The sequence below is a fragment of the Streptomyces sp. NPDC000941 genome, from assembly GCF_053599555.1.
On record NZ_JBSFMM010000188.1, the window covers coordinates 1 to 22,448 of the forward strand.

Sequence of the window (22,448 nt, forward strand, 5' to 3'; positions counted from 1 at the left end):
TCACCGGGCAGTGGGGCGGAAACGGAGGAGAGCCTGCTACGGATAAGCCGATGGTAGAGCCGACCCGGCGGCTGCCCGGGGCCTGCGCGGGGAACAGCGCCCGCAGGGCGCGGCGCAGCGCGGCGTCGTCGCCGCCCGCCTCCTGGTCGGGCAGTTCGCCGACGGCGAGGACCGTGCCGCCGCCGCGGGCGAATTCGGCGAGGGTACGGGCGGTGGCGGCGTCCAGGACCGGGGTGTTCGGCAGGACCGCCACCTCGTAGCGGGCGTGGCCGACGGCCAGGGTGCCGCCGTCGGTCCTGGCGTGGTCCCGCAGGCCCCGGTCGCCGGACAGGGCGCCCTCGTGGACGAGGTCGAAGTCGGTCTGGGCGCTCTCCAGCGCGCGGGCGGCGGCGCCGAACGCGGTGTCCAGCGCGGTGCCCTGGTCGGTGCCGCGCCACTGCTCGGCGGCGCGCTGCGGCTGGATCAGGGCGGTGCGGGCGGCGGAGGTGCCGCGGACGGACTCCATCACCCGCCCGGTCCAGTCCGACAGCGGGCGCATCGCCCACCACCAGGGGGCGCGCGGGCCGAACGGCGGCGGGAAGTAGACCCGTGTCTCATCGGTCCACAGCGCGTGCAGCACGGTCAGATTGACGCCCCGGGCGGCGGCCGCGCCCAGCAGTGCGTGCGCGAAGGCGGGCGCGACCTGCCAGCCCATGTTGCCGAACGCCTCCAGCAACACCCGCTCGCGGCCCGCCTGGTGGGCGGCGCTGGCCGGGTTGCGCGGGATCATGGTGGGCTTGCCCGCCTCGTACTCGGCGGTGATGATGTCCCCGCCGGGGATCTGCGCCCACTGGTTGATCTTGTGCAGATCGCCCGTGGAGGCGATGCGCTTGGCGGGGGCGGTCTCGTCGTAGAGCGGGTTGGTGATCAGCGCGACGCGCCGCTCGGCGTACCAGCGGGCCTGTTTGCGGAAGGCGAGCGCGAACCGGTCGGACACCGCCTGCCAGAAGCGCCCGCGCAGCACCCGGCCCTCCCGGCCGAGGCCGTCGTCGAAGAGCGCGGCGTACGCCCGGCCGGGCTCGGCGCCGACCGCCCGCAGGGCCGCCTCCAGCGTGGGCGACCAGGGCAGGCGTTTGAAGTGCGGCTCGGCGGACGCGAAGAACGGCTCGTCGTCCCAGAAGCCGGGCACGACGCCGCCGAAGTAGCGGCCGAATCTGCGGTGGTATTCGCCGGGCACCATGTCGAGCAGCAGCTCGATGGGTTCCTCGTCGAGCAGGTCGATGTAGGCGCGGCTGTAGCCCTGGGTGTCGTCGGCCAGGACGGTCCCGCCGAACACATCGATCTGCCACCGCCCCGCGGGCACCTCCCAGCGGCGGGTGGTCCGCAGCCGCTCGGTGAGCTCGACCAGGCGCGTGGCGTCGTCGGCGCCGACCGGGCGGGCGGCGGCCGCCACCGGCTGGGCTGTCCCGGGTGTACGGCGGGTGGCGAACTCGCCGGGGGTGGCCGGGTCGGCGAAGTCCTCGCGGTACAGGACCGTGCCGTCGGCCGCGGTGACGGTCAGGTCCTCCCACAGGGCGCGCTGGGCACCGGTGGCGTGCACACCGACGCTGCCCTGCGGGTGGGCGTCATCGGTGACCGTGCCCTTGTCCTTGTCGTCCAGCCGGACGGTGAGCGTGGCGCCGCTGACGGCCACCCGCAGGGTGTGGAACTTGGTCCGGTTGAAACCGTCCGTGCGGGTGCTGCGGGCCAGTTCGGTCCGCTCGCCGCCGCCCAGCCGGGAGATGGTGACCACCCCGGTCTGGTCGAACTCGACCAGATAGCCGTCGTCCCCGGTGGCGGAGGCGCGCAGCAGCAGACCTGCGGCGGCCGTCTCGGCCTTGGCGCTGCCGGTGACCGTACAGTCGCCCCAGCGGGCCCCGCGGCGCAGCACGGCCGCGCCATCGAGCACCGCGGCGTCCGCCACCAGCCGGCCGCTCTCGACGCCGACGCCCGTGGTGTCGTACAGATCGACGGTGGCCGGGCCCTCCACCACGGTGGTGGACCGCCACAGCGCTTTCAGCCGCAGCTCGGGGCGGGCGGGGTAGTGGCGGGTCCCGACCGTGCCGCCGTTCACGATCAGCCCGGCGGCGCGGCCGCTGGGGAAGTGGTTGTCGTTGAACACCCACACCCGCATCCCGGTGCGCTCGGCGACGGCCAGGACGTGTCCGACCACGTCGAACCAGTCCTCGCTGAAGAACACCGGGCTCATCTCGGCGTTGTCGAAGGGGAAGACGACGACCTCGTACATCCCCTTGTCGCGCAACTCGGCCAGCTGCCGGTCGATCAGCTCATGGGTGACCGGTCCGTTCCAGTACCAGTAGACCGTGGGGCGGCTGTCGCGGCGGGGGTCGGTGAAGTGGCCGGCCGGGAAGCCGGCCGCGGACTCCGCGTGGGCCGCGGGCAGGCCGGTGCCGAGTGCGGCGACGACCGCCCCGGAGGCCACGACGAAGTGGCGTCTGCTCGGTCGGATCAGTCTTTCGGGCTCGGGGGTGCCGGTTTCAGGCATGGGGGTGCTCCCGTAGGGACAGGGTGTACGGGCGGGGGTGGGGGCTCGGGGGTACGGGTCAGCCGTTGGCGCGGTGCAGCGCGGCGACCTCGGCGGCGGTCAGGGCGCGCCCCAGGACGCGGAAGTCGGCCACGGCGCCGTGCAGATAGGGGTGGGTGGGGTTCTGGGAGCGGCCGAGGTAGTTGCGGGTGGTCGCGCCGAGCAGCAGCGGTCCGGACACCACCGCGTCGTTGCGCCCGGCCTCCGCGCCATCCACGTACAGCACGCCGCTGCCGCCGCCGAGGGTGAGCGCCAGCTGGGTCCACCGGCCCGGCTCCAGGGCGGCCGAGGCGTCGATGAAGTCCTCCGCCTCCATGCCCGCGATCTTCCACGCCGCGCGGGCCTTGCCTGCTCCGGTGCGCGGGGTGAGGAACAGATAGGTGTTCTTGTGAAAGCCGAGGTCGAAGACGCGTGCGGAGTTGGCCACGCTCTCCAGGAACACCCGTATGGAGAGGGTGAGTTGGGGCAGGCCCGTCAGCAGCCCCGGTGGCAGCGCGATATGGCCGTCCTTCCCGTCCAGCGCCACCGCCCGCGGCCCCGAGGTGGTCCAGGTGGCGCCGCCGGCCAGCCGGGCGTCCGGGAAGCGGCGCAGCGCGTCCGCGCTGGTCGCCCCGGCGCCTTCGGCCAGCGGGAAGCGGGCGATCTCGCGCCGCCCGGGGCCGCGCGGCGGAACGGCGAAGTAGACGTTGTAGCTCTGGTGGTGCACCCGGTGGAAGGGCAGCAGCGGCACCTTCTCCCCCTCGGCCACGGCGGTGAACTCCGGCCCGCCACGCCCCGCCACTCGCTGCACTGACGACGGCTCGATGTCCGGGATGGTGCTCAGGGCCTGCTCCCCGTACGCGCCGGCCAGCACCAGCGGGCCGTACGACACCGCCTTGATATGCGGGTTGTCCGGCGCCGGGCGCCACACCAGCTCGCGCGGGAAGGTCAGCTCGACGGTGTCACCGGTGCGCCAGCGCCGGTCGAGGGTCAGATAGCGGCCCGGCACCGGTGTGGCGTTCACCGGCCGCCCGCCCACCAGCACCCGGGCCCGACGCGCCCCGTCCGCCAGCCAGCCGGGCACCCGGACCTTGAGCGCGAGCCGCCCGCCGCCTTCGGCGACGGTCAGCCGGACGGTGTCGGTGTCGGGGTAGCCGGACCGCTGGACCAGCCGGAATCCGCGCTCGGCCCATGTCACTTCGGAGGGGATGAAGAGGTTGACGTACAGGGCGCCGGCGTCCTCGTCGCGGAAGTAGATGGTGTCCGCGAACTTGGTGTGGGTCTCCATCCCGGTGCCGTGGTCGCAGGAGAAGTTGTCGTAGTCGCCGCTGTAGCTGCCGGGCGCCGAGCCGAGGCCGCCCTTGGGCTGCCGGCGCGACCCGGCCCACAGACCGGTGTAGTACGTGACGAAACCGTGGTCGGAGTCGGGGTCCTGCTCGCCGAGCAGCTGGTTGTACAGGGTCCACTCGTAGTGGTCCATGTACGCCGCCCTGCCCGGCTCATGGAGGAACAGCTGACGGCCGATCTTGAGCATGTTGTAGCTGTTGCAGTTCTCGCAGGTGTCCTCCGACAGCCTGCTGACGATCTGCCCGGGCGGGCCGAAGAACTCCTGGTTGGAGTTGCCGCCGATGACATACGAGTGGTCGCGCACCACGATGTCCCAGAAGTTCCGCGCGATCCGCAGATAGCGCGGGTCCCCGGTGGCCCGGTACTCCTCGGCCGCGCCCACGATCTTGGCGATCTCGGTGTTGGCGTGGCGCCCGTCGAGCTCGTCGCGCCCCTCGTCCAGCGGGCCGTAGAGCGACTGGTGGTCGAAGCGGCGCGCCGTGCGCAGATGGACGGGGTCGCCGGTGGCCAGGGACAGCCCCGCCAACACCTCGTTCATACCGCCGAACTCCACGCCGAGGAGCCGCTGCATGGTGGCCTCGTCGAGCGGGGCGGTGCGGGAGTCGACCCAGGCCGCCATCCCGCGCAGCACCTCGAGGGCCTGGTCGTTGCCGCTGAGCCGGTGCTGGTCGAGCAGCCCGGCCATGATCTTGTGGATGGTGTAGTACGGGGCCCACGGCTTGCCGCCCGCCTCGAGGTCGTCGAAGATCCGCTCGGGGAACGCGGACAGATAGCCCGGCCGGTAGCCCGCAGCGGGCGAGGCCGCCTGACACTCGGCGAGCGCCGCCACGATTCCGCGCGCCTTGTCCGCGTACGTCTGCTCGCCGGTGTGAGCATGGGCGAAGGCCAGCGCGGAGAGCAAATGCCCGGTGCTGTGGCCGCGCAGCAGCACGTTCGGCGCCTCCCAGCCGCCGCACGGCTGGGCGGTGGAGGGCAGTTGGACATTGAGCCGGAAGGTGTGCAGCAGCCGCTCCGGGTCGACGAAGCGCAGATAGGACAGGGTGCGCCGCATATTGGCCAGGAACGGGCTCTCCAGCAGCCGTACGGCGGAGAGCGGGAAAGGCGCCAACCGGGCGGGGGCGGCCTCGGCGTCGGTGGAGGCGGGGTCGGTGGAGGCGGGGTCGGGGGCATCGGCGAAGGCGGGGGCGGGCAGCCCCACGGCCCATGCGGCGGCGGCCGCGCCACCCGCGGCCAGCGCCCGTCTACGGCTCATACGGGGCCCTGCGGCTGATCCGGATCCGGTCAATGGCATGCGTCTCCTTCGGGGGCAGGGCGGTCCCCGAGTCGCGACCTGCCCGAAGTTGAAACGTTTCGATTTGATGGCCAGGAAGCTATGGGCGCACCCGGCCGTGCGTCAAGGGTTGTGCCACCCAAAGAAGTTGACACGATTCAGCCACCGCATCGACACTGGCCGCCGGACCGACAGACGGGCTGGTCGACGGACCGCCCGACGGTCCGGTTGGTGGACCGGCCCACCGACTGGACCTCGGGCCCCGCGCCCGGCCGACGGTCGTCGGAGCAGGAAAGCGGTACGACATTCGGTGCGAATTTCTCCCGGAGGCGCCGTCGCCCGGAAATCAAACCACCACCTGTTTAGGCATCATGCCTATCCCTCAAGTATGCGAGCCGAGTAGCCTGTTCTAGCTTTGGCTACTGTTGTGCTTGGGAGGCTGAGAGCCAGTGATCGTGCTCGGTTACAACGGATTCAGCAGAGGCGCGGAGCTTTTCGGACGTCTCTACGGGGCGACCGGTGTCGGCCGTAATCTTTTGGTGGGTCATGACGCCGCGGCTGCTCTTGTGATCGACGGCGAGTTGGTTGCGGCAGTCGAGGAGGAACGGCTGAGTCGGGTCAAGAAGACCTCCGATTTTCCGGCCCAGGCAATCCAGTGGTGCCTGGACTCCGCCGGTGTCGACCTAGACCAGGTGGACGTTTTCGCTTTCCCCTGGCGCTTTTCGCCCACCGTGGCCGAGGAGATGATTTCGCAGATATGTGACTCCGACCTGCCGGTCACGGCCAAGTTCGACGCCCTGCGCAGCGCGGGTGAGGTCTACGCCGGCATGTTCAGCCGCGAGGCGGTGTACAGCGACTTCGTCCAGCGCACGGGCTATGAGCTGGATCCGAACAAGCTCACCCTGGTCCCCCACCACCTGGCCCATCTCATGTGCGGGGCCTATCTGGCCGGCGGGGGCGACGCCGCATTCCTGGTGAGCGACGGCCGGGCGGAGACCCTGTCCGCCGTCATGGGCGAGCTGCGGAACGGCGTGGTCAGCCTGTTCGAGGGCGGCACCGTGCCCATGACCAGCTCGCTCGGGGTGGCCTACGGGCGGATCACCCGCTATCTGGGGTTCGTGCCCAACAACGACGAGTACAAGGTGATGGGCCTGGCCGCGTACGGCCCGCCGCCGCAGCACAACCCGCTGCTCGAGCGCGTGGTGCGGCTGCATGAGGACGGCTCGTACACCATCTCCATCCCCATGGACATCGGGGCCTACTACGCGCTGTTCGACAGCCTCTTCGGCGGCGACAGCGAGAAGCGCGAGCAGTTCGACTTCCGGGTCAAGGTCGCCGGTCTTGCCCAGCACATGGTCGAGGCCATCACCGCGCATCAGCTGCGAACCCTGACCGCGTCCTCCGACCTGGACACCCTGCTCTTCGAGGGCGGTCTGGCGCTCAACTGCGTGGCCAATACGAAGATGCTGGAGAGGTCGTCGCTCACCGGAATGGAGGTCAGCTTCGGGGCCAGCGACCCGGGTGTCGCCATCGGCGCTGCCGTGTACACCGCCGGCCTCAGGAACCGGCCCGCCGACGCGGTCACCACCCCCTATCTAGGGCCCTCGTACGACGAGACGCAGGTCCTGGACGCGCTGGCGGAGTACGCGGATCGGGTCGAATGGCAGGAGGAGCCCGACGCCGCCGCGGTCGCCGAGCGGACGGCCGAGCTGCTGGCCGGGAAGAACGTTGTGGGCTGGTTCCAGGGCCGCGCCGAGTTCGGCCCGCGCGCCCTGGGCAACCGCAGCATCCTCGCCAACCCGGCCTTCCCCGACATCAAGGACATCATCAATCTCCGGGTGAAACACCGGGAGCCCTTCCGCCCGTTCGCGCCCATCGTCCTCGAGTCCGAGGCTCCGCGCGTCTTCGAGCTGGGCAAGAAGACCTCGTCCCCGTATATGACCTTCGTCTTCCCGGTGCGGAAGGAGTACCAGGAGCGGATCCCCGGCGCCTGTCATGTGGACGGCACGGCACGGATCCAGACAGTCAACGAGCAGCAAAACCCTGAGGTCGCGCGGCTGCTGCGGGCCTTCACGGCGCGTACGGAGGTGCCCTGCCTCCTCAACACCTCGTTCAATGTGGCCGGTGAGCCCATCGTCTGCTCACCGCGGGACGCGCTGGAGTGCTTCCTCGCCACCGAGATCGACTACCTGGTGATCGACCGGTTCGTGATCACCAAGAAGGAGGGCTGAGCCGTCGGCCCGCAGGGCGGTCTCGCCCTGCGGGCCGGTACGTCTCAATCCTCTTCAGAGCTGAATGGGCACGTTGGGCCCACCCTTTGTCTCGATGGTCAAGAACGACAGAACCTCATCGCCGATATTCTTCAGATCGTGCAGATGATATTGCCCCTCGGCGCAAGAAAAATACCGCGTCTGTCCGCGGACATAGGAAATCTCCCGTGTACTGCCATCGCTGTTGTGCTGACGGGCTTGGCCGTCTGTGAGAGCTATCCAGTGGTAGGGCAGGACATGCCGATGGACAGAAATCCGCTCTCCCGGCTGGAGATGGGTCTCCCAGATGCGCAGCGAATCGGTCTCTTTCACCAGCGACTGGCCGACGCGGCCGTTCTGGGCATTGTTCTCGAAATCCTTCTTCAGCGGGGGGCTCCAGCGATCGAACCCTTCGGCGACGACCGTGCTGGAAAGAGGGGAATCGGAGGGAGAATCGCTACCCACGACCGGATCCTTTCGGCTGAACGGCTGAACGATATGGCTCACAGAGCAGAGGAGAGTGCTTCGAGCAGGGCGGCGTTCGCATGCTGATCGCCGATGGTGATGCGGCAGGTATCGGGGACGAGACGCCCTACGTCGGCGACGAGAATTCCCGCACCGCTGAGCTGATCCACGACGCGTTCGTGCTTGTGGAACCGGACCAGCAGGAAGTTGGTCTCCGAGGGGAACACCCGGTCCACGGCGGGGTGGTCGGCCAGTACCCCGGCCAGCCGGTCACGCTCGGCACGGAGGCGCCGGATGCCGTCGAGCACCGGTTGGGAGTTGGTCAGCCGGTCCCGTGCGGCGCGCTGCGATGCGTTGGTGAACCCGAAGGGCACCTGCACCCGCCGCAGTGCCTCGATGATGCCGGGGTCGGCCAGGGCGATTCCGCAGCGCGCTCCGGCCAGGCCCCACGCCTTGGAGAGCGTTCTGAGCACGATGAGGTTGTCGTGCTGGGCGACCAACCCGGCATACGAGGGCTTCTCACTGAATTCGACGTAGGCCTCGTCGATCACCACCAGTCCACGGCCGCCTGTCAGCAGGGCATCCACCTGTGCGGGATCGATCCTGGTGCCGGAGGGGTTGCCCGGATCGCACAGGAAGGTCACCCGCGGATCCGCCGCCAGGATCCGCTCGGTGTCGACCTGGGACAGATCGCCGCCGCCCAGCGGCACCTCGGTGACGGGCAGGCGCAGGACGCGGGCGAAGTGGCTGTAGAGCGGAAAGGTGGGGGGCGTGACACAGATGCCCTCGCCCGGCGAGGCCAGCGCCGCCAGGAGCAGTAGGACGCCGTCCACCGCCCCGCTGGTGAACAGCAGGTGTTCCGCGGTCAGCGCATCGACGCCGTCGTGACCGGGCAGCTTCGCGATGGTCGTCAGATATGTGTGGGCAAGCTCTGCCGTGTCCAGGTCGGGATAGTTGCCATCGGTACCCAGGAACGGGTTGGTGTTGCTCGACAGGTCGATCTGGTCGAACCGTGGCACAGCTCGGAAGCGGGCCGGGCCCGGGACCGGGACCGCCGCGACGGGGGGCGTCGCGAACTCCGACACCGCCTGCTCCTCCGCCTTCTCCGCCTTCTCCGGGGCCGCGAGGCCGGGGGCGCGGAGCCAGTGGTCGAGGGGGACGAAAAGGTCCGCCCCGAGGGGCCGCATGTGGTGCGCCTCCCCCCGGCCGAGGTGGACCCAGTCCAGGCCGGAGTGTCGGGCGTGGAGGTACAGCCGGTACGCGGACGCCAGGGAGAAGTCGCGGCGCGCATCGGGATCGTCGTGGTCGAGGGCCTGTGTGAGGACGTAGAGCCCCTTGCCGTTGTGGGACCTCGTGATGAGCCCGGCCACGGCCACGGTGTTCTCTCCGCGGCACACGAACATCTCGGTGCGGTCCGCCAGCGCTCCCTGTGCCAGTACGTCGAGGGCGTCGGCGTTGTAGAGGTTGTCGTGGCCTTCGTCGCGCTCGGCCTGGCGCTGATGGAGCTCCACGAAGGCATCCCGCGCCCAGGGCTTCCCGTCGAGGTCACTCAGCGGGATGTGCTCCCAGGTGACGTCACGGGACACCTCGTCGTGGCAGCGCCGCAGTTCGCCGAGTTGCTGGGCACCGACGCGCTCCCGCAGAACATCGTCCACCTCCCCCTGGAGCCGGACGACACACTCGCTTCCGGCGGCGACGGGGACGAGCCCCGCCGCCCGCAGCGCCCCGGTGTCATCGCTGCGGCGCACATTGGGCACGAGGATCTGGGACACGCCCAACTCCTCCGCGCGGCGGACCAGCTCATCGATGGCGTGGGGGGTGGGGGCGGGGTTGGTCGGGTTGTACAGGGATCCGCCGCCGACGAGGGTGGGGCAGTCGAGCACCGCGGGCTCCAGGTCGGCGAACGCGCGGGCGCCTTGGCCAAGGCGGGCCAAAGAGAACACAGGCGCGCGGGAGCCGAGGGCTGCGCACAGCACCTGCTCAAGCGCGTCGATATCTGCGGACCTGCGCATGCTCGAATCCCCACTCCTCTTCGTCACTTGGATGTTCCGTGTGCGGCGATGTGCTCGTCGATGCGGTCGCGGTACTCCTCGAACAGGTCGGACAGGGTGCGGGCGATACCGGTCTTCCAACCGATGGAGCAGTCGCCGATCAGGCCGCGGCGTACGTCGTGGTCGAAGATCGCCGTTTCCCGGCTGTAGTCGCCGCGGTCGAGTCGGACCGGCACTCCGGTGAGCTCGGACATGTACTCCAGCAGGTCGGTGATGCCGACCTCCTCGTCGCCGCCCCAGTTCACCACCCGCGCGGGCGCCTGCGCGACGCCCCACAGCAGCGGCACTTGGCGGACGACGTCATCGGTGTGCAGCAGGTTGCAGTAGTTCTGCCCCTCGCGGGGCACCGCGCACGCCTGTCCCCTGCGCATCTCCCTGAACAGGATCATGGGCACGCCACCGTGACCGTACGGACCGTAGGCGATGTTGAGACGGGCTATCACCGTCGGCAATCCGAGCGTTTCGGCCAGGCCGCGCACCACCCCTTCGGCGGTGATCTTGGCGACGGGGTACGTCGGCAGCCACGGCGCCGCCCCGCCCAGCGGGTCGCTCTCCCGGTATCGATGTGTCCGATCGGCCCGGTTGTAGACCACGCCGGACGACACGTACAGGAACGACTCGGCCGCGGAGCAGTGGGTCATCAGCCGTGCCGTGCCGACGGCGTTGATGCGCGTGGTCTCCTCGAAGTCATGGCCGTCGCCCCGGTGCACCGCCGAGTGCAGTACGTGGGTGAAGTCGTGCGGCAGGCCCTCCAGATCATCGGTGGCCATGTCCCAGGTGGCGGTGCGGACGCCCAGTTCTTCGAGGGCCTTACGGGCGTCCGCGTCGCCGAACCGGCCCAGGCACCACACCTCGTTGTCCGAGGCGAGCGCCTCGGCGACGGGCCTGGCGACCTGTCCGGTTCCACCGGTGATGAGAATCTTCTTGCCTTGCATGATCAGTGGCTCCTGGTCGTATGAGCGGTTGCCTCTGCCGGTCCTCAGCCGAGCGCCGGTCCCCTGCCGGGCGCCGGTCCTCAGCCGAGCGCGCGGGCCAGTTCCTGCCGCAAGGTCGCCTGGAACGTATGCACATGCTGCGGACTCATCAAGGTGTAGTGCTCCCCGTCGACCTCGATAAAGGTGTTGGGCTCGCGAGTGAACTCGTCCCAGTGGCTCAGCTGGTCGTCCAGCCACTCCTGTTTGGTGCCGCGCAGCGGGGTGCAGTAGAAGACCTTGACCTGCCCGACCGACCCCGACGGCTCGTAGTCGCGGCCCAGGTACACCATGCTCTGGGCCAGGTCGACCCAGGCGGTGAACCGCTCGAGGGTGAGGTCCAGTTCGGTCAGCCGGCGCTTCGGCGCGTGGTCGATCAGATAGGCCAGCTGATCGGGCTCGGGCAGCGGGCGGAGCGTGGCGGTCAGCTCCTCGATATCGGCGGCGTTGATCAACTCCAGGAACAGCGCCAGGTTGATGGCGCCGTCGGTGAAGCTGATCTCGTTCATACGGCCGGAGATCCGCGGCGGCAGGTTGAAGACCCCCACGAAGTCGACCGGGTCGCCGTCGGCCTCCAACCGCTTGGCGATCTCGAAGGCCACCGCCCCGCCGTACGAGTACCCCGCGACGGCATACGGGCCGCTGGGCTGCACTCGCCGGATGGCCTCCACGTAGGTGGACACCATTTCTTCGAACGATCCGAAGTGGGTCTCGCCCTGGCCGAACCCGCGTGCCCGCAGCGCGTAGAACGGCCGCTCGCCGGTGAAGTACTTGGCGAGGTTGATGAACACCAGCACCTCCCCCAGACCGGGATGGACGCAGAACAGGGGCGTCCCGTCCCCGGTGACCTGCAGCGGCACCAGCGGATCGTAGGCGGAGTCCCCGTCGGCATCGGCGCCCCGCCCGCCCCGCAGGCGGCCGGCGAGCGCTCGTACGGTCGGGGCCTGGAGGAGCGTCGACATGGGCAGATCGTCGATTCCGAACTCGAGCTGAGTCTCCAGTTTGAGCCGCAGCACGTCCAGCGAGGTCCCGCCCAGATCGAAGAAGCTGGCGGTCGCCGACACCTTCTCGGTGTTCAGTACGCGGGCGTAGATAGCGGCCAGCGCGGTCTCGACGTCGCCCTCCGGCGCCACATAGCCGCCGAGGAACCGGGTGCTGACCTCGTCCGACCGGCGGGCCGCCGCGTCAAGGCTCGCGTCTTCGACGGCCGCGCGCAGCCGCGACCGTTGGATCTTGCCGAGGTTGCCGCGGGGCAGATCGGCCTCGGCGACGGGGAGGATCAGCTGCGGGCGGAACCCCCAGTGCATCACCGTGGAGCTGCGGATCGACACGATGGCCCGGTAGACGGCCGTATCGTCGGCGGGGTCGCCCGCCGGTACGAAGGCGACGGCGAGCTGTTCCGAATCGGCCCCCTCCGGCCGGATCGGGAAGGCCGCGACCTGCCCGCGCTTCACCCCGTCCAGCTCGTCGAGGACCGCTTCCAGGTCGTGGCTGTAGTAGTTGACGCCGCTGAGATGATGGAGTCCTTGGTGCGGCCGACCAGCATCAACCGCCCCTCGGAGTCGAGGTATCCCAGGTCGCCGGTGCGGAACCAGCCGTCGGGGGTGAAGGCCTGTGCGGTGGCCTCCTCATTGCCGAAGTAGCCGGCGGAGACCATCGTGCCGCGCAGCTGCACCTCGCCCGGCTCGGCCGACCCGGGCTCGTCGGTGGAGGCCAGCACCACGCCGTCGCCGCCCATGATACGGATCCGCAGGCCCCGCACCGGGCGGCCCAGCGGGGGGAACTCCGTCTCGAGGTCCTGAGCGGCGAAGTCGCGGTTGAAGATGGAGCCCGCGCATGTCTCGGTCATGCCGAACGCGGGCACTATCACGTCCTCGCGCAACCCGTAGCGGGCGAGCGTGCCCAGGAATGTCCGTACGGTGGTGGTCACGGTGGCCTCGCCGCCGGAAATGATGTGCCGTACCCCTGACAGATCCAGCTCCTCCGGCGAGGGCTGCCGCTCGGAGAGGGCCTGGTTGATCTGTCCGAACAGGAAGTTGGGGGTGAAGGTCACGCGCACCCGATGAGCCGCGACCAGCCTCAGGAACTCCACGGGGTCCGCGAGCACCGTGGCCGGGGTTGTCATGACCTGATCGGCACCATTGAACATCGGCAGCAGATGTGCCTCGATCGCGGCGATGTGATCGGCCGAGATCCAGTTCAACGACTTGTCGTCGGGCCCCAGTTCCAGCGCCCCCGCCTTACCGGCCTGAGCCGCCAGCAGATTGGCGTGGGTGAGCCTTACCGCCTTGCTCGATCCGGTTGATCCTGAGGTGAGCATCAGCAGGGCGAGATCGTCCGGTGCGGGCGTATGGAGCTGATCATGCTCGGCCGAGGCATGGCTCAACTCCTCGACCGTCACCGTCCGCAGGCCGATATCAGGCAGGTCTCCATGGGCCGCCTTGGAGACGACCATCAGCGGGTCACCCAAGAGGGCGCGCAGATGCTCCAGTTGTGTGCGCCATCGGGAGGGGTCGGCCGGCGGTGCGATCGGGCACGGCACGACGCCGGCGAGCACACACCCCCAGAAGGCGCGGAAGAAATTCTCCGGATCATTGGCCTCGATCAGCACCCGGTCGCCCGGGGCGGTGCCGTAGTCGCGCAGCCCTTGGGAAATCCGGCAGGCGCACTCCCGCAACTCGGCGTACGACAGGAACGGACCGTCAATGAAGGTAACGCCGTGCGTGGTGTCGGACGCGGCACGTTCAAGCAGCTGAGGGAGCGTCGCAGCAGGAAGTCGATCCGGCATGGGGAAGTCCTCCGATAGGAAGTCACGGAAAACAAGAGGGAGCAGAGGCTCGGGCGCGGCGTGTCGCGAACGACACGGGGCCCGGCGCTGAATTCCCATCACGGACGGATGGTCGTGGGGACCCTGGGGATGTCACGGATCTTGGGCGGGTCACAGGTGGTGAGTCACAGGTGAATGCGGCCGGGGCCGGACGCGGCGTGGCGCCCGCGGCGCACAGGGGCGCGGCGAGGTGATCTCATGGGCGCCGGACGTTCCCGGGCCGACGGCTCGCTCCGGGGGCCGACGGATCAGGTGGACCCGGTCTCGTTGAAGCGCACGATGTCCTCGATCTTTTTCTGCAGTTTCAGCTCGTCCGGGTCGGATACGATTGCCTTGCCGACGAGGCCGTATGGCCCGATCGGCGCATCAGGAGATGAATTGTAATCAATCTCATCGAAAACGAAGTTGCGTTCGAAGTCCGCTTGGGTCAGCTTCTCGCCCTTGCCGGGGCGCAGCAGAATGCAGCCGTGGAATCGATCCGGCGCCCTGTTCTTGCTCAGTTCTTTCGATGCCCCTTCCCCGAGCGCGAGGCTGATTTCGACGTCGAAGAGGTCGACTCCGAATGTCAACTGGGTCATCTGAGGGGTCAGCCCTCCTGGAATACGGATGGCGCACTCGCCGAAAGCCAGTCCCGCCTCCGTGGTGAAGATCTCCAAGTGGAATACGCAATCAGGTGCGTTCAGGCTGGCGAGTACCTGGCCGGCGAGTGTCTCCGACTCATGGAACAGTGTTGAGTGCCGCCTTTTGTCCAGTAGATAGGCGGCCATGATGCCGCCTTGCGCGGCCGTCAGCGGTGATACGTGGTAATTGCTCATGGACGACCATCGAAGATCGCCGTTCTCCCAGACCCCGTCGATATAAACTTCCGGGGCGTCTATGAAGGACTCGGCGACGATCTGGACATCCGAGCGGCCCGGGAACGGCTCCAGGGCTCGTGAATACTCCTCCGGGGAACGGACGATGCTGGTACGGAGCGAACCGGCGCCGGTCGCCGGCTTGACCACGAAGACGCTCCCCAGGTCGTCGGCGAGATCCGCGAACGAGGTGTCCTGCGACACGTATCGGCAGCGAGCCCGCCTGATATGAGGCGGCAGCTTGCTCTTCTGAAGGTATTTGTCCCGGAAATAAAGAGCCGTCTTTGAATCCGTATTCCCGGGAAGATTCAACTGCTGTCGCAGATAGATTGCCGCGAATACGCCCATTTCATGGACGCTCAGCGCCGCCACCACATCATCGATGGGTGCGGAGAGCACCGCTCGCAATACTTCCTGGACGTTCTCGATGTCGATGACACACTTGAATCGTCGATCCTTCGGGGGGATCGCCGGTTCCTGCGCGATATAAAAGGGATCCAAACCTCGGCGCCGCAGAGCCTGGTCGAGATCGGGTCTATATCCGATAACAATTACCGTCGACATTCTTGCCTCCCCGTATGATGGCCGACCAAAACGCTTAGTCACTTCGTCGAGACCAACACCGTGGCATCGTCGCACAGGGATACAGAGTTGTGATCCTTTGCCGATGGGCTGTGACGCAAGTCACAAGTTGGGTCATGGGTGGGAATGGAATCGTTTAGTCCATTCCTGCCCGGCTTCATACGGTGGTTGCATTTTGCGGACCTCAACCGAAACGCGCAGGCGAGGGCCTGTCTGCAATGGGGGCGCCGAACTCCCCCATCGCCTGCCGGACGATCTCCTCAAGCCGGGCGTGGTGCGCGCCGCGCCAGTACACGCGATCACAGACCGTGCACTGGGCGAAGACGTCATAGGTGCGCCGCGTACCGTGCTCCAGGCGCTCGCGGACGGCGTCCTTGTCGGCGTCCTCGAGCGGCCCGTTGCACGCGGTGCACCGCGTCCAGGGGGCTAGCTGCGGGGTGAACCGGCCCAGCACATCGCGCAGTTGATCGTCGGGGCGGTCGCTGTAGACGAACGCACCGGCCCACAGCTCGCGCCGGCGCAGCAGCCCCCGGTCCCGGGAGAGCAACACCCGCCGCTGAGCGGCGGAGAGCGCGGCCAGGGCGGGGTCGCCGATGTCCTCGCTCTCGTACGCCGCGTCCACGCCCAGCAGCCGCAGCCGCCGCGCGAGCGTGCCCAGGTGCACATCGAGCAGAAAGCGCAGCGGCGCGCCCGGCACCCGCTGCGGCCGCGCGACCGCGCGCACCTCCACGGACTCCCCCGCGCGGGGCACATGCGACACCGGAGTCTCGCGGCCGTCCACGAACAGCCCGCCGACCTCGGTGAGCGGAACGCCCAGCGACTCGACGACGTGTCCGAGCGTGGACGCCCCGTCGGTGCGGACGGCGGTCCGGTCCCGGCGCCGCTCGGGGACGGCGAACATCCGCAGTTCGGGGGCCAGGCTGACGTCGATCTCCGGTCCGTTCACATGGCCAGCATGCCAGGCCGCGGGCCGGAAGAAAATCTAATAACTCCTGTCACTTTCGTCGCTCCAGCCACTCGCCGAAGAAATACAGAAATGATCGATACGCGGAGCACAAGGGCCTCTCGGGCGCCATTAAATGGGCGGAGGTTCCTGTTGACACTTGCGGCCGACCGACCCAATGCTGAATCCGCAAACACCAATCGCGAGAAAGGACGAATCGTGGAAAGTCCTGTCTGGGTGAAGCCGGAAATGCTTCCGATCGAGTTCGACATCGACCAGCCGTGCTCCTGCGACTGTTCGGGCGGTGCCGGCGCCGGGTCCGGTAACGCGGAGTCCGAGCCGAGACTCGAGATCTGACCGACGGCTGTCGGCAGTCCCCGTCAGCCGGCAGGCGGGGCCCGGCGCGCGGCCGGCGCCCCGCCTGCTCATGGGAGGTGCAGGATGAAGCTACTGGAACAGTGGTCCGACCTGATCGTTCCCGAAGATCTCGTCTATTTCCGGCACTCGGAAAAGAGACTGGTCGCCAACCCCGAACTGGCCGCCTGGTGTGTGCTCACCGAACCGGAATCCGCCGTGCTGAAAGCGCTCAGCCACGGCCAGGAGCCCCCGTCCTCCGACGGCGAATCAGCCGGGGTGGAGCGCGTCCTGGCCAAGCTCGTGCTCAAGTGGATCGTCTATCTGCCCGGCCATCGCCCGGCGGTGCGCCAGCCCGAGCCGAGCCTCACCACCGTCTATTACGCGATCACCGACGGCTGCAATCTGCGCTGCCCGTACTGCTATGCCTCATCGGAGAAGTGCCTGCCCGGGGAGTTGTCCACCGAGGAATCGCTCGACCTCGTCGACCAGGCGGCGGACATGGGCGTACGGCAGATGATCTTCACGGGCGGCGAACCGATGCTGCGCAAGGACCTGTTCCTGGTCGCATCGCACGCCCGCGAGCGCGGACTGACCGTCAACATGATCACTAATGGCACGATGATCCGCACGGCGGAGATCGCACGGCAGATCTCCGAGATCTTCGGCACGGTGACCGTGAGCGTGGACGGCGGCACCGCGGAGATACACGAGCGGACCCGCGGCAAGGGCACGTTCGCCCGGACCGGCAAGGGTCTGGGACTGCTCAACGAGGCGGGCGTCGTCCCCGTCATCAATCATGTGGTGACACCGGAGAACGTGGACGCCCTGGAGAAGGTCTGCGAATTCGTGGACGATCTCAAGGTGCGCCGGGTGCGTCTCATGTATCACTCGGACCTCGGCCGCGCGGCGACCGACGGCTATGAATTCGGATGGCGGGACTTCCAGAAGATCCAGACATTCTTCTGGACCAACCCGATGGCCGACAAGCTGCTCCCCGACGGCCCCAGGGCCAGCAAGCCCTGCACCATCAGGGGAAACTGCGGCATGGGCGGCAATGAGATCTATATAAATTCACTGGGCGATGTGTATCCGTGCAAACTCGTCACCGAGCCGGTCCACAAGGCCGGGAATGTACGGGAGCACCGGCTGACCGAACTCTTCGCGGCCCCGGTGCTGGCCGATATGCGCGGCAACAGCGTATTCAGCGGCGAGAACCTGAAGGACTGCCGCCGCTGCTACATCCGGGCGGCCTGCGGCGGTGGCTGCCGGGCGTACCACATGGCCGAGAGCGGCGATGTGCACCGCAACGGCCGCCATCTGTGCCGGATGCTGCGCCACTCCATGATCTCCAACTGGTGGCGGGCCGCCGGGGTGTCCGGACGCCAACTCACCGAGCACCAGGACCAGATGCTCCAGCCTCATCTGGTCCGGGACGACACGGTCCACCCGGTGTACGAGGACTGGAAGACCGCGGGCCGCCGCCTCCTCCCCCTCGTCGACTGAAGGGATACGTCCATGCGCTACCGGATCGCCCCCGACGTCGTCTGGATGGCCGACGACGGCGAAGTGCGGCTCTACGACGGCCATTCAGGCGAGTTCCAGACCCTCAACAGCACGGGTGCCGAGCTGTGGATCCTCGTGTCCGAAGGAAATCCCGCCGACGCGGCCGGCATCGCGTCCCAGCTGGTGCGGCGGTACGCCGCCGAGGACACCGGGCAGGCGGCCGTGGTCGTGCGGGATGTGCGCGAGTTCCTGGACACGCTGGCGGGGCAGGGACTTCTGCTGGCCGACACGGCCGACGCGACCGACATGGCCGATGCGGCCGATATGGCCGATGCGGCCGATATGGCCGACGTGACCGACGACGTCGCCCCGTCCGGGGCCGCGGGCCCATCGGCTTCGGCATGACGCCCGCGGTCCATGCGGATGAGCTGGTCAAGCGGTACGACGGCATGGCACACGACGCGGTGAGCCAGCTGTCGTTCGCCATCGAACCGGGCGAGGTCATCGGCCTGCTGGGCCCGAACGGAGCCGGGAAGACCACACTCATCAAGATGATCTGCGGGGCCACCGTGCCCACCCGGGGCGCCGTCGAGGTGTTCGGGGCCGACCCCGCGGGGCCCACGGGAGCGGTGAAACGCGGTATCGGCGTCGTCCACCAGAGCGGCCCGTTCGACATGATGCTGCCCGCCCTGGACAATCTGCGGACCGCCGCCAGATACAAGGGGCTGCGCTGGCGCGACGTCCGGCGGCAGGTGGACGATCTGCTCACCGCCTTCGGGCTGGACGGCAAGACCGGCCAGCTCACCTTCACCCTCTCCGGCGGGGAGAGAAGGCGCCTCCAGGTCATTCGGGCGCTGCTCGGCGATCCGCCGCTGCTGCTGCTCGACGAGCCGTCCGCCGGGCTGGATGTGGGCGGCCGCCGCCAGGTGTGGTCGCTGCTGCACGAACTGCGCCGCCAACATGGCACCACCATGCTGTGGACCAGTCATTACGTGGAGGAGGTGGAGCGCAACTGCCGGCGGGTCCTGGTGGTCGACCACGGCAGACTGGTCGAGTTCGCGGCCCCGCGCGAACTCGCCGAGCGGTTCGGCGGCCAGGTGGCGGTGGTGCGCCCGGAGCGCCCACAGGACACCGATGCGTTACTGACCGTGCTCGGCCAGGCTCAGCCACCGCTGCGGGTGACGGCCGGCGAGGGTGAGGTCGAGGTCAGGGGCCAGGGTATGCGGGCCCGCCTCCCCTCGCTGCTGACCCGTGCGGAGACACTGGGGATCGGCATCGGGGCGGTCGAGTACCGCACACCGTCCCTGGAGGACGCCTTTCTGACCCTCGTGGGGGCCGGACATGACGACTGACCTCGTATCGGGACCGGCCACGGGACCGACGCTGCTGCGCGGCGACATCGCGGCGACGATGTACCGCGAGTATCTGCTGCTCACCCGCAACCGCACCAACCTGCTGCTCGCCATCACCCCGAGCGCCGTATACCTGCTTCTCTTCGCCACCTCCCTGTCCCGTCTGATCGGGGACGTGCGGTACGAGGGCCGGCTCGTCAGCTACCCGGAATTCGCCGTCCCCGCTCTGCTGCTCTCCTCGATGCTCGCGGCGGCCACCACCGCGGGCACCTCCCTCTTCCAGGAGCGCCTGGGACGGATGGACGTGGAACTGTGGTCCTATCCGTTGCGGCGCGGCAGCTATGTGGCGGGAAAGCTCATCGTCAGCACGCTGCTGATCCTCGCGCAGAGCCTGGCCGCGCTGGGGGTGTCCCTCCTCGTGTTCACCTTCCGCTGGCCGCCGAGCCACTGGGTGGCGATCCTGTGCGGGATCACCGTCGCGTCGATGGCGTTCAACGGTCTGTATCTGCTGCTCGCCACCTTGTTCAAGGATTTCCAGCGCTTCACGGTGACCATCAACGTGCTCGCGCCCACGCTGCTGTTCGCCAGCCCCTCGTTCTATCCCGCGCCGCAGATGGCCCCGGTGCTGCGCCGGCTGTCCTGGGCCAATCCGGTGACGTACGGGATCCGCTGCATCCGCGACGGGGCGCTCAACGGGTTCGGCGCGGCCTGGCCCTGGATGCTGACGCTGCTGGCCATCGCGGCCGTCGCCTGCTCCCTCATCGGACGCTCGTTGATGGCTCGCGCCCGCGAGATCTGACACCGGCGGACCCGGGCCGCGCTACCCGCCCGGGTCCGCCATACGAGTGTGTTTCCGCTGGTCAGGGGATGAGGTGGACGACGATCTCGGTCTGGGCTGCGCCCGGGTTGACGGCCTGGATGAAGCCGTGTGCGGTGCGGTAGACGCCCGTGCCTCCCGTGATGGCCAAAGTGACGTCCGAGGGGCCGCCGGCCATGATCGTGAACCGCCCCTGGAAGGTGATCTGGCCCTGCGGCAGCACCAGAGTGCCCTCGCACAGCAGGTCGCTCTCGTCCGGGACCCCGACCCGGGTGATCGTGCACACCTCGCTGAACGTGCCCACCTGTTGGCTGTTCTGCAGCAGGTTTCCGCTGATGATGAGCTCGTCGCCCTGGCTCGGCCCGAGGCCGTCGAGGTCCAGGAAGCTCTGGTCGATGGGCTGTGTGATCAGATTGAAGACGGTCTCTCGACGGGACGGGTCATTGGCGTCGTCCCCCACGGCCGATGCCGGGGCGGCGCAGGCCAGAAGGGCGGTAAGCCCGGTGGCCGCGCCGAGGCCGACACGCTTCAGGTGTTGCATCGCGCTTATCTCCTCTGCCAAGCACAGGGCCAACAATGCCCATGTGTCATATAAGGAGAGGATCCGATCAAGATCGTGACTCCGCGACAGATCATGGCCATCCGTGTGATCAGCGCCCCGTACGGTCAGCCCTTCCGGTGTCGGCGCCGGTTCGTCATCAGCACCCACTCCTCGTGCAGCAGCCTGCCGAGGAGCGCCCCGCCGAAGACCACGAAGCCGACGCCGACCAGCCAGGACTGGACGACCAGGACCGTGCCGACCGGGCCGTACGAGACGGCGCTCGAGGCGATCAGCGGGGAGAACACCAGCCGGGAGAAGATCCGCAGGCCCAACAGCCCGAGCCCGGTCGCCAGCGCTCCGGGCAGCAGGGCGCCCCAGCCGATCCGCCCGCCGAGCAGCACGCGCTGCGACCACCAGAAGAACGCCACCGTCCCCACGATCCCGATCCCCAGCCGCCACCCCGGCCCCAGGTGCGAGGACAACAAGAGGTAGCCGATGAGCACCGCGAGCCACACCAGATGGCGCCAGATGGTGTGCCAGCGGCCCGGGGGCAGCTCCCACACCTTCTCGTAGCCGGTCTGCACCGCGGCGCCGAACCGGAGGCCGAACACGCACAGCGTCGCCAGACCGAACGCCGTGGTGGTCTCCAACGCCTGCCGCGGTGGCGCGAACAGCCGCCGCACCTCGTCCCGCGACCCGTCGGACACCCCGAGCCCTTCGGCCAGCCATTGGGCGAACCCCTGCCGGTTCACCGGGTCGGCCGCGGCGACCACGATCAGCAGCGGTACGAGGGTGAGGAACCCGAGCGCGGCAAAACCCATGGCGCGGTGGAGCAGTTCGAACTCGCTGCCGCGCCGCCATCCGCGCCCCATCGGGGAGGCGTGGAAGGCCTCGTGCAGCCGTTTGAAGAGGGAATCGTGGTCCCGCCGCGCCCGTCTGCCGCGCGGCGGTTCGTCGTCTCGCGGTGATCCGTCGTCCCGCGGTGTGGGCCCGCGCACTCAGCAGACCGTACCAACGATTCATCGCGGCACCGCTGTGCCACACTGTCACTGAGGAGAGCCGACTCCATGAACGGGCCCGAGAGGCAGCACTCAACGGTGGAGGAGCTGTTCGCCGCGGGCGGTTCGCTGGGCAGCCTGATGAGCGGCATCGACTGGGCGGCGACCCCGCTGGGGCGGACGGACACGTGGCCTGCCCGACTGACCGAGGCCCTGCGGATCACTCTCGGCTCCGAACAGCCGATGGCGCTGTTCTGGGGCCCCGAACTCCGGATGCTGTACAACGCGAGCTACGCCGCCCTCATCGGCAGCAAGCACCCGGGGGCGCTGGGAGAGCCGTGCGGCGAGGTGTTCCCGGAGAACTGGGAGACGACCACGGGGCCGCTCTTCCGCTCGGTGCTGGACAGCCGCAAGCCGATCATGGTCACGGACATGGGCTTCACGCTCATCCGGCGCGGCTTCCTGGAGCAGTCCTACTACGACGTCTCCTTCCAGCCGATCACGCAGCCCGACGGCACGGTGGGCGGTGTGCTGCACGTCGTCATCGAGACCACGGCACGGGTGCTCAACGAGCGGCGGCTGCGGCTGCTGGCCACCCTCGGCTCCAGGACGGCCGGGCTGCTCACCCCGCAGGACGTCGCCCGTACGGTCGCGGAGGTGCTGGACGGCCACCGCGAGGACGTGCCGTTCACCGCGGTCTATCTGGCGCCAAGGCCCGGAAGGCTGCGGCTGGCCGCCGCCACGGCCGTGGCGGGGGGCGCCCCCGGAGATCGGACTAG

Annotated in this window: 17 protein-coding genes and 1 pseudogene; 7 read left to right on the top strand and 11 right to left on the bottom strand. The window is 68.7% G+C overall.

Translation table 11 applies throughout. From position 1 onward, the window contains the following. Together ACWDSL_RS40295 and ACWDSL_RS40300 are read right to left on the bottom strand one after the other, a co-directional pair. The coding region (locus ACWDSL_RS40295) for a twin-arginine translocation signal domain-containing protein (RefSeq protein WP_450492990.1) at positions 1-2,524 on the bottom strand (2,524 nt) is incomplete at its 3' end. A 58-nt stretch (positions 2,525-2,582) separates the two neighbouring features. Beyond that, complete coding sequence (locus ACWDSL_RS40300) at positions 2,583-5,141, bottom strand: beta-L-arabinofuranosidase domain-containing protein (RefSeq protein ID WP_450492991.1); 2,559 nt, start codon at positions 5,139-5,141, stop codon at positions 2,583-2,585. Between the two features lie 467 nt (positions 5,142-5,608). Between ACWDSL_RS40300 and ACWDSL_RS40305 the strand changes: the two genes are divergently transcribed. Next, entirely contained in the window at positions 5,609-7,390 is a 1,782-nt protein-coding gene (locus ACWDSL_RS40305) for a carbamoyltransferase family protein (protein ID WP_450492993.1), read from the top strand. 54 nt (positions 7,391-7,444) lie between these two features. On the opposite strand, the gene ACWDSL_RS40310 is transcribed toward ACWDSL_RS40305, so the two are convergent. The 7 genes from ACWDSL_RS40310 to ACWDSL_RS40340 form a co-directional block, all read right to left on the bottom strand. Continuing rightward, the gene (locus ACWDSL_RS40310; protein ID WP_450492995.1) at positions 7,445-7,915 is read right to left on the bottom strand and encodes a hypothetical protein; all 471 of its coding nucleotides are present in this window, start codon (positions 7,913-7,915) and stop codon (positions 7,445-7,447) included. After that, a complete protein-coding gene (locus ACWDSL_RS40315; RefSeq protein WP_450492996.1) occupies positions 7,912-9,885 on the bottom strand; it encodes an aminotransferase class I/II-fold pyridoxal phosphate-dependent enzyme in 1,974 nt (657 codons plus the stop codon). Before ACWDSL_RS40315 ends, ACWDSL_RS40310 begins: the two co-directional genes overlap by 4 nt. A gap of 23 nt (positions 9,886-9,908) precedes the next feature. Further along, positions 9,909-10,859, bottom strand: a complete 951-nt coding sequence (locus ACWDSL_RS40320) for an NAD-dependent epimerase/dehydratase family protein (RefSeq protein WP_450492998.1) — start codon at positions 10,857-10,859, stop codon at positions 9,909-9,911. A gap of 80 nt (positions 10,860-10,939) precedes the next feature. Then, positions 10,940-12,349 carry a thioesterase domain-containing protein gene (locus ACWDSL_RS40325; protein WP_450492999.1) on the bottom strand — a complete coding sequence of 470 codons (1,410 nt, stop codon included), beginning with the start codon at positions 12,347-12,349 and terminating at the stop codon, positions 10,940-10,942. Further along, positions 12,346-13,683 carry an AMP-binding protein gene (locus tag ACWDSL_RS40330; RefSeq protein WP_450493001.1) on the bottom strand — a complete coding sequence of 446 codons (1,338 nt, stop codon included), beginning with the start codon at positions 13,681-13,683 and terminating at the stop codon, positions 12,346-12,348. The genes ACWDSL_RS40325 and ACWDSL_RS40330 overlap by 4 nt, the downstream gene beginning before the upstream one ends. A gap of 287 nt (positions 13,684-13,970) precedes the next feature. Then, the gene (locus ACWDSL_RS40335; RefSeq protein WP_450493003.1) at positions 13,971-15,140 is read right to left on the bottom strand and encodes an ATP-grasp domain-containing protein; all 1,170 of its coding nucleotides are present in this window, start codon (positions 15,138-15,140) and stop codon (positions 13,971-13,973) included. A 202-nt stretch (positions 15,141-15,342) separates the two neighbouring features. Continuing rightward, a complete protein-coding gene (locus ACWDSL_RS40340) occupies positions 15,343-16,104 on the bottom strand; it encodes a Mut7-C RNAse domain-containing protein (RefSeq protein WP_450493005.1) in 762 nt (253 codons plus the stop codon). A gap of 90 nt (positions 16,105-16,194) precedes the next feature. On the opposite strand from ACWDSL_RS40340, the gene stsA reads away from it, so the two are divergent. The 5 genes from stsA (at position 16,195) to ACWDSL_RS40365 (ending at position 20,112) form a co-directional block, all read left to right on the top strand. Continuing rightward, positions 16,195-16,458: a StsA family sactipeptide RiPP gene (gene stsA, locus ACWDSL_RS40345; protein WP_450493006.1), complete on the top strand. Its 264-nt coding sequence runs from the start codon at positions 16,195-16,197 to the stop codon at positions 16,456-16,458. A gap of 84 nt (positions 16,459-16,542) precedes the next feature. After that, positions 16,543-17,961 (top strand): StsB family radical SAM/SPASM domain sactipeptide maturase, encoded by a 1,419-nt coding sequence (gene stsB, locus ACWDSL_RS40350; protein ID WP_450493008.1) that lies wholly within the window; start codon positions 16,543-16,545, stop codon positions 17,959-17,961. A 12-nt stretch (positions 17,962-17,973) separates the two neighbouring features. Beyond that, positions 17,974-18,366: a PqqD family protein gene (locus ACWDSL_RS40355; RefSeq protein ID WP_450493010.1), complete on the top strand. Its 393-nt coding sequence runs from the start codon at positions 17,974-17,976 to the stop codon at positions 18,364-18,366. Next, positions 18,363-19,313, top strand: a complete 951-nt coding sequence (locus ACWDSL_RS40360) for an ABC transporter ATP-binding protein (protein ID WP_450493011.1) — start codon at positions 18,363-18,365, stop codon at positions 19,311-19,313. Before ACWDSL_RS40355 ends, ACWDSL_RS40360 begins: the two co-directional genes overlap by 4 nt. Then, complete coding sequence (locus tag ACWDSL_RS40365; RefSeq protein WP_450493013.1) at positions 19,303-20,112, top strand: ABC transporter permease; 810 nt, start codon at positions 19,303-19,305, stop codon at positions 20,110-20,112. Before ACWDSL_RS40360 ends, ACWDSL_RS40365 begins: the two co-directional genes overlap by 11 nt. Before the next feature lie 61 nt (positions 20,113-20,173). Here the strand turns inward: ACWDSL_RS40365 and ACWDSL_RS40370 are convergent, their stop codons facing one another. After that, complete coding sequence (locus tag ACWDSL_RS40370) at positions 20,174-20,671, bottom strand: allene oxide cyclase barrel-like domain-containing protein (protein ID WP_450493015.1); 498 nt, start codon at positions 20,669-20,671, stop codon at positions 20,174-20,176. 125 nt (positions 20,672-20,796) lie between these two features. Further along, positions 20,797-21,543 carry a ribonuclease BN gene (locus ACWDSL_RS40375; protein WP_450493017.1) on the bottom strand — a complete coding sequence of 249 codons (747 nt, stop codon included), beginning with the start codon at positions 21,541-21,543 and terminating at the stop codon, positions 20,797-20,799. Between the two features lie 195 nt (positions 21,544-21,738). Here ACWDSL_RS40375 and ACWDSL_RS40380 point away from each other — a divergent pair. Beyond that, positions 21,739-22,448 (top strand): annotated as a pseudogene (locus ACWDSL_RS40380) (SpoIIE family protein phosphatase); the annotation flags it as partial.

What these genes read in the sequence shown, in the direction of transcription:
- ACWDSL_RS40300 (WP_450492991.1), bottom strand. Translation starts at nt 5,141, where the DNA reads ATGAGCCGTAGACGGGCGCTGGCCGCGGGTGGCGCGGCCGCCGCCGCA.
- ACWDSL_RS40315 (WP_450492996.1), bottom strand. Translation starts at nt 9,885, where the DNA reads ATGCGCAGGTCCGCAGATATCGACGCGCTTGAGCAGGTGCTGTGCGCA.
- ACWDSL_RS40320 (WP_450492998.1), bottom strand. Translation starts at nt 10,859, where the DNA reads ATGCAAGGCAAGAAGATTCTCATCACCGGTGGAACCGGACAGGTCGCC.
- ACWDSL_RS40330 (WP_450493001.1), bottom strand. Translation starts at nt 13,683, where the DNA reads ATGCCGGATCGACTTCCTGCTGCGACGCTCCCTCAGCTGCTTGAACGT.
- ACWDSL_RS40335 (WP_450493003.1), bottom strand. Translation starts at nt 15,140, where the DNA reads ATGTCGACGGTAATTGTTATCGGATATAGACCCGATCTCGACCAGGCT.
- stsA (WP_450493006.1), top strand. Translation starts at nt 16,195, where the DNA reads ATGATCGATACGCGGAGCACAAGGGCCTCTCGGGCGCCATTAAATGGG.
- stsB (WP_450493008.1), top strand. Translation starts at nt 16,543, where the DNA reads ATGAAGCTACTGGAACAGTGGTCCGACCTGATCGTTCCCGAAGATCTC.
- ACWDSL_RS40355 (WP_450493010.1), top strand. Translation starts at nt 17,974, where the DNA reads ATGCGCTACCGGATCGCCCCCGACGTCGTCTGGATGGCCGACGACGGC.
- ACWDSL_RS40360 (WP_450493011.1), top strand. Translation starts at nt 18,363, where the DNA reads ATGACGCCCGCGGTCCATGCGGATGAGCTGGTCAAGCGGTACGACGGC.
- ACWDSL_RS40365 (WP_450493013.1), top strand. Translation starts at nt 19,303, where the DNA reads ATGACGACTGACCTCGTATCGGGACCGGCCACGGGACCGACGCTGCTG.
- ACWDSL_RS40370 (WP_450493015.1), bottom strand. Translation starts at nt 20,671, where the DNA reads ATGCAACACCTGAAGCGTGTCGGCCTCGGCGCGGCCACCGGGCTTACC.
- ACWDSL_RS40375 (WP_450493017.1), bottom strand. Translation starts at nt 21,543, where the DNA reads ATGGGGCGCGGATGGCGGCGCGGCAGCGAGTTCGAACTGCTCCACCGC.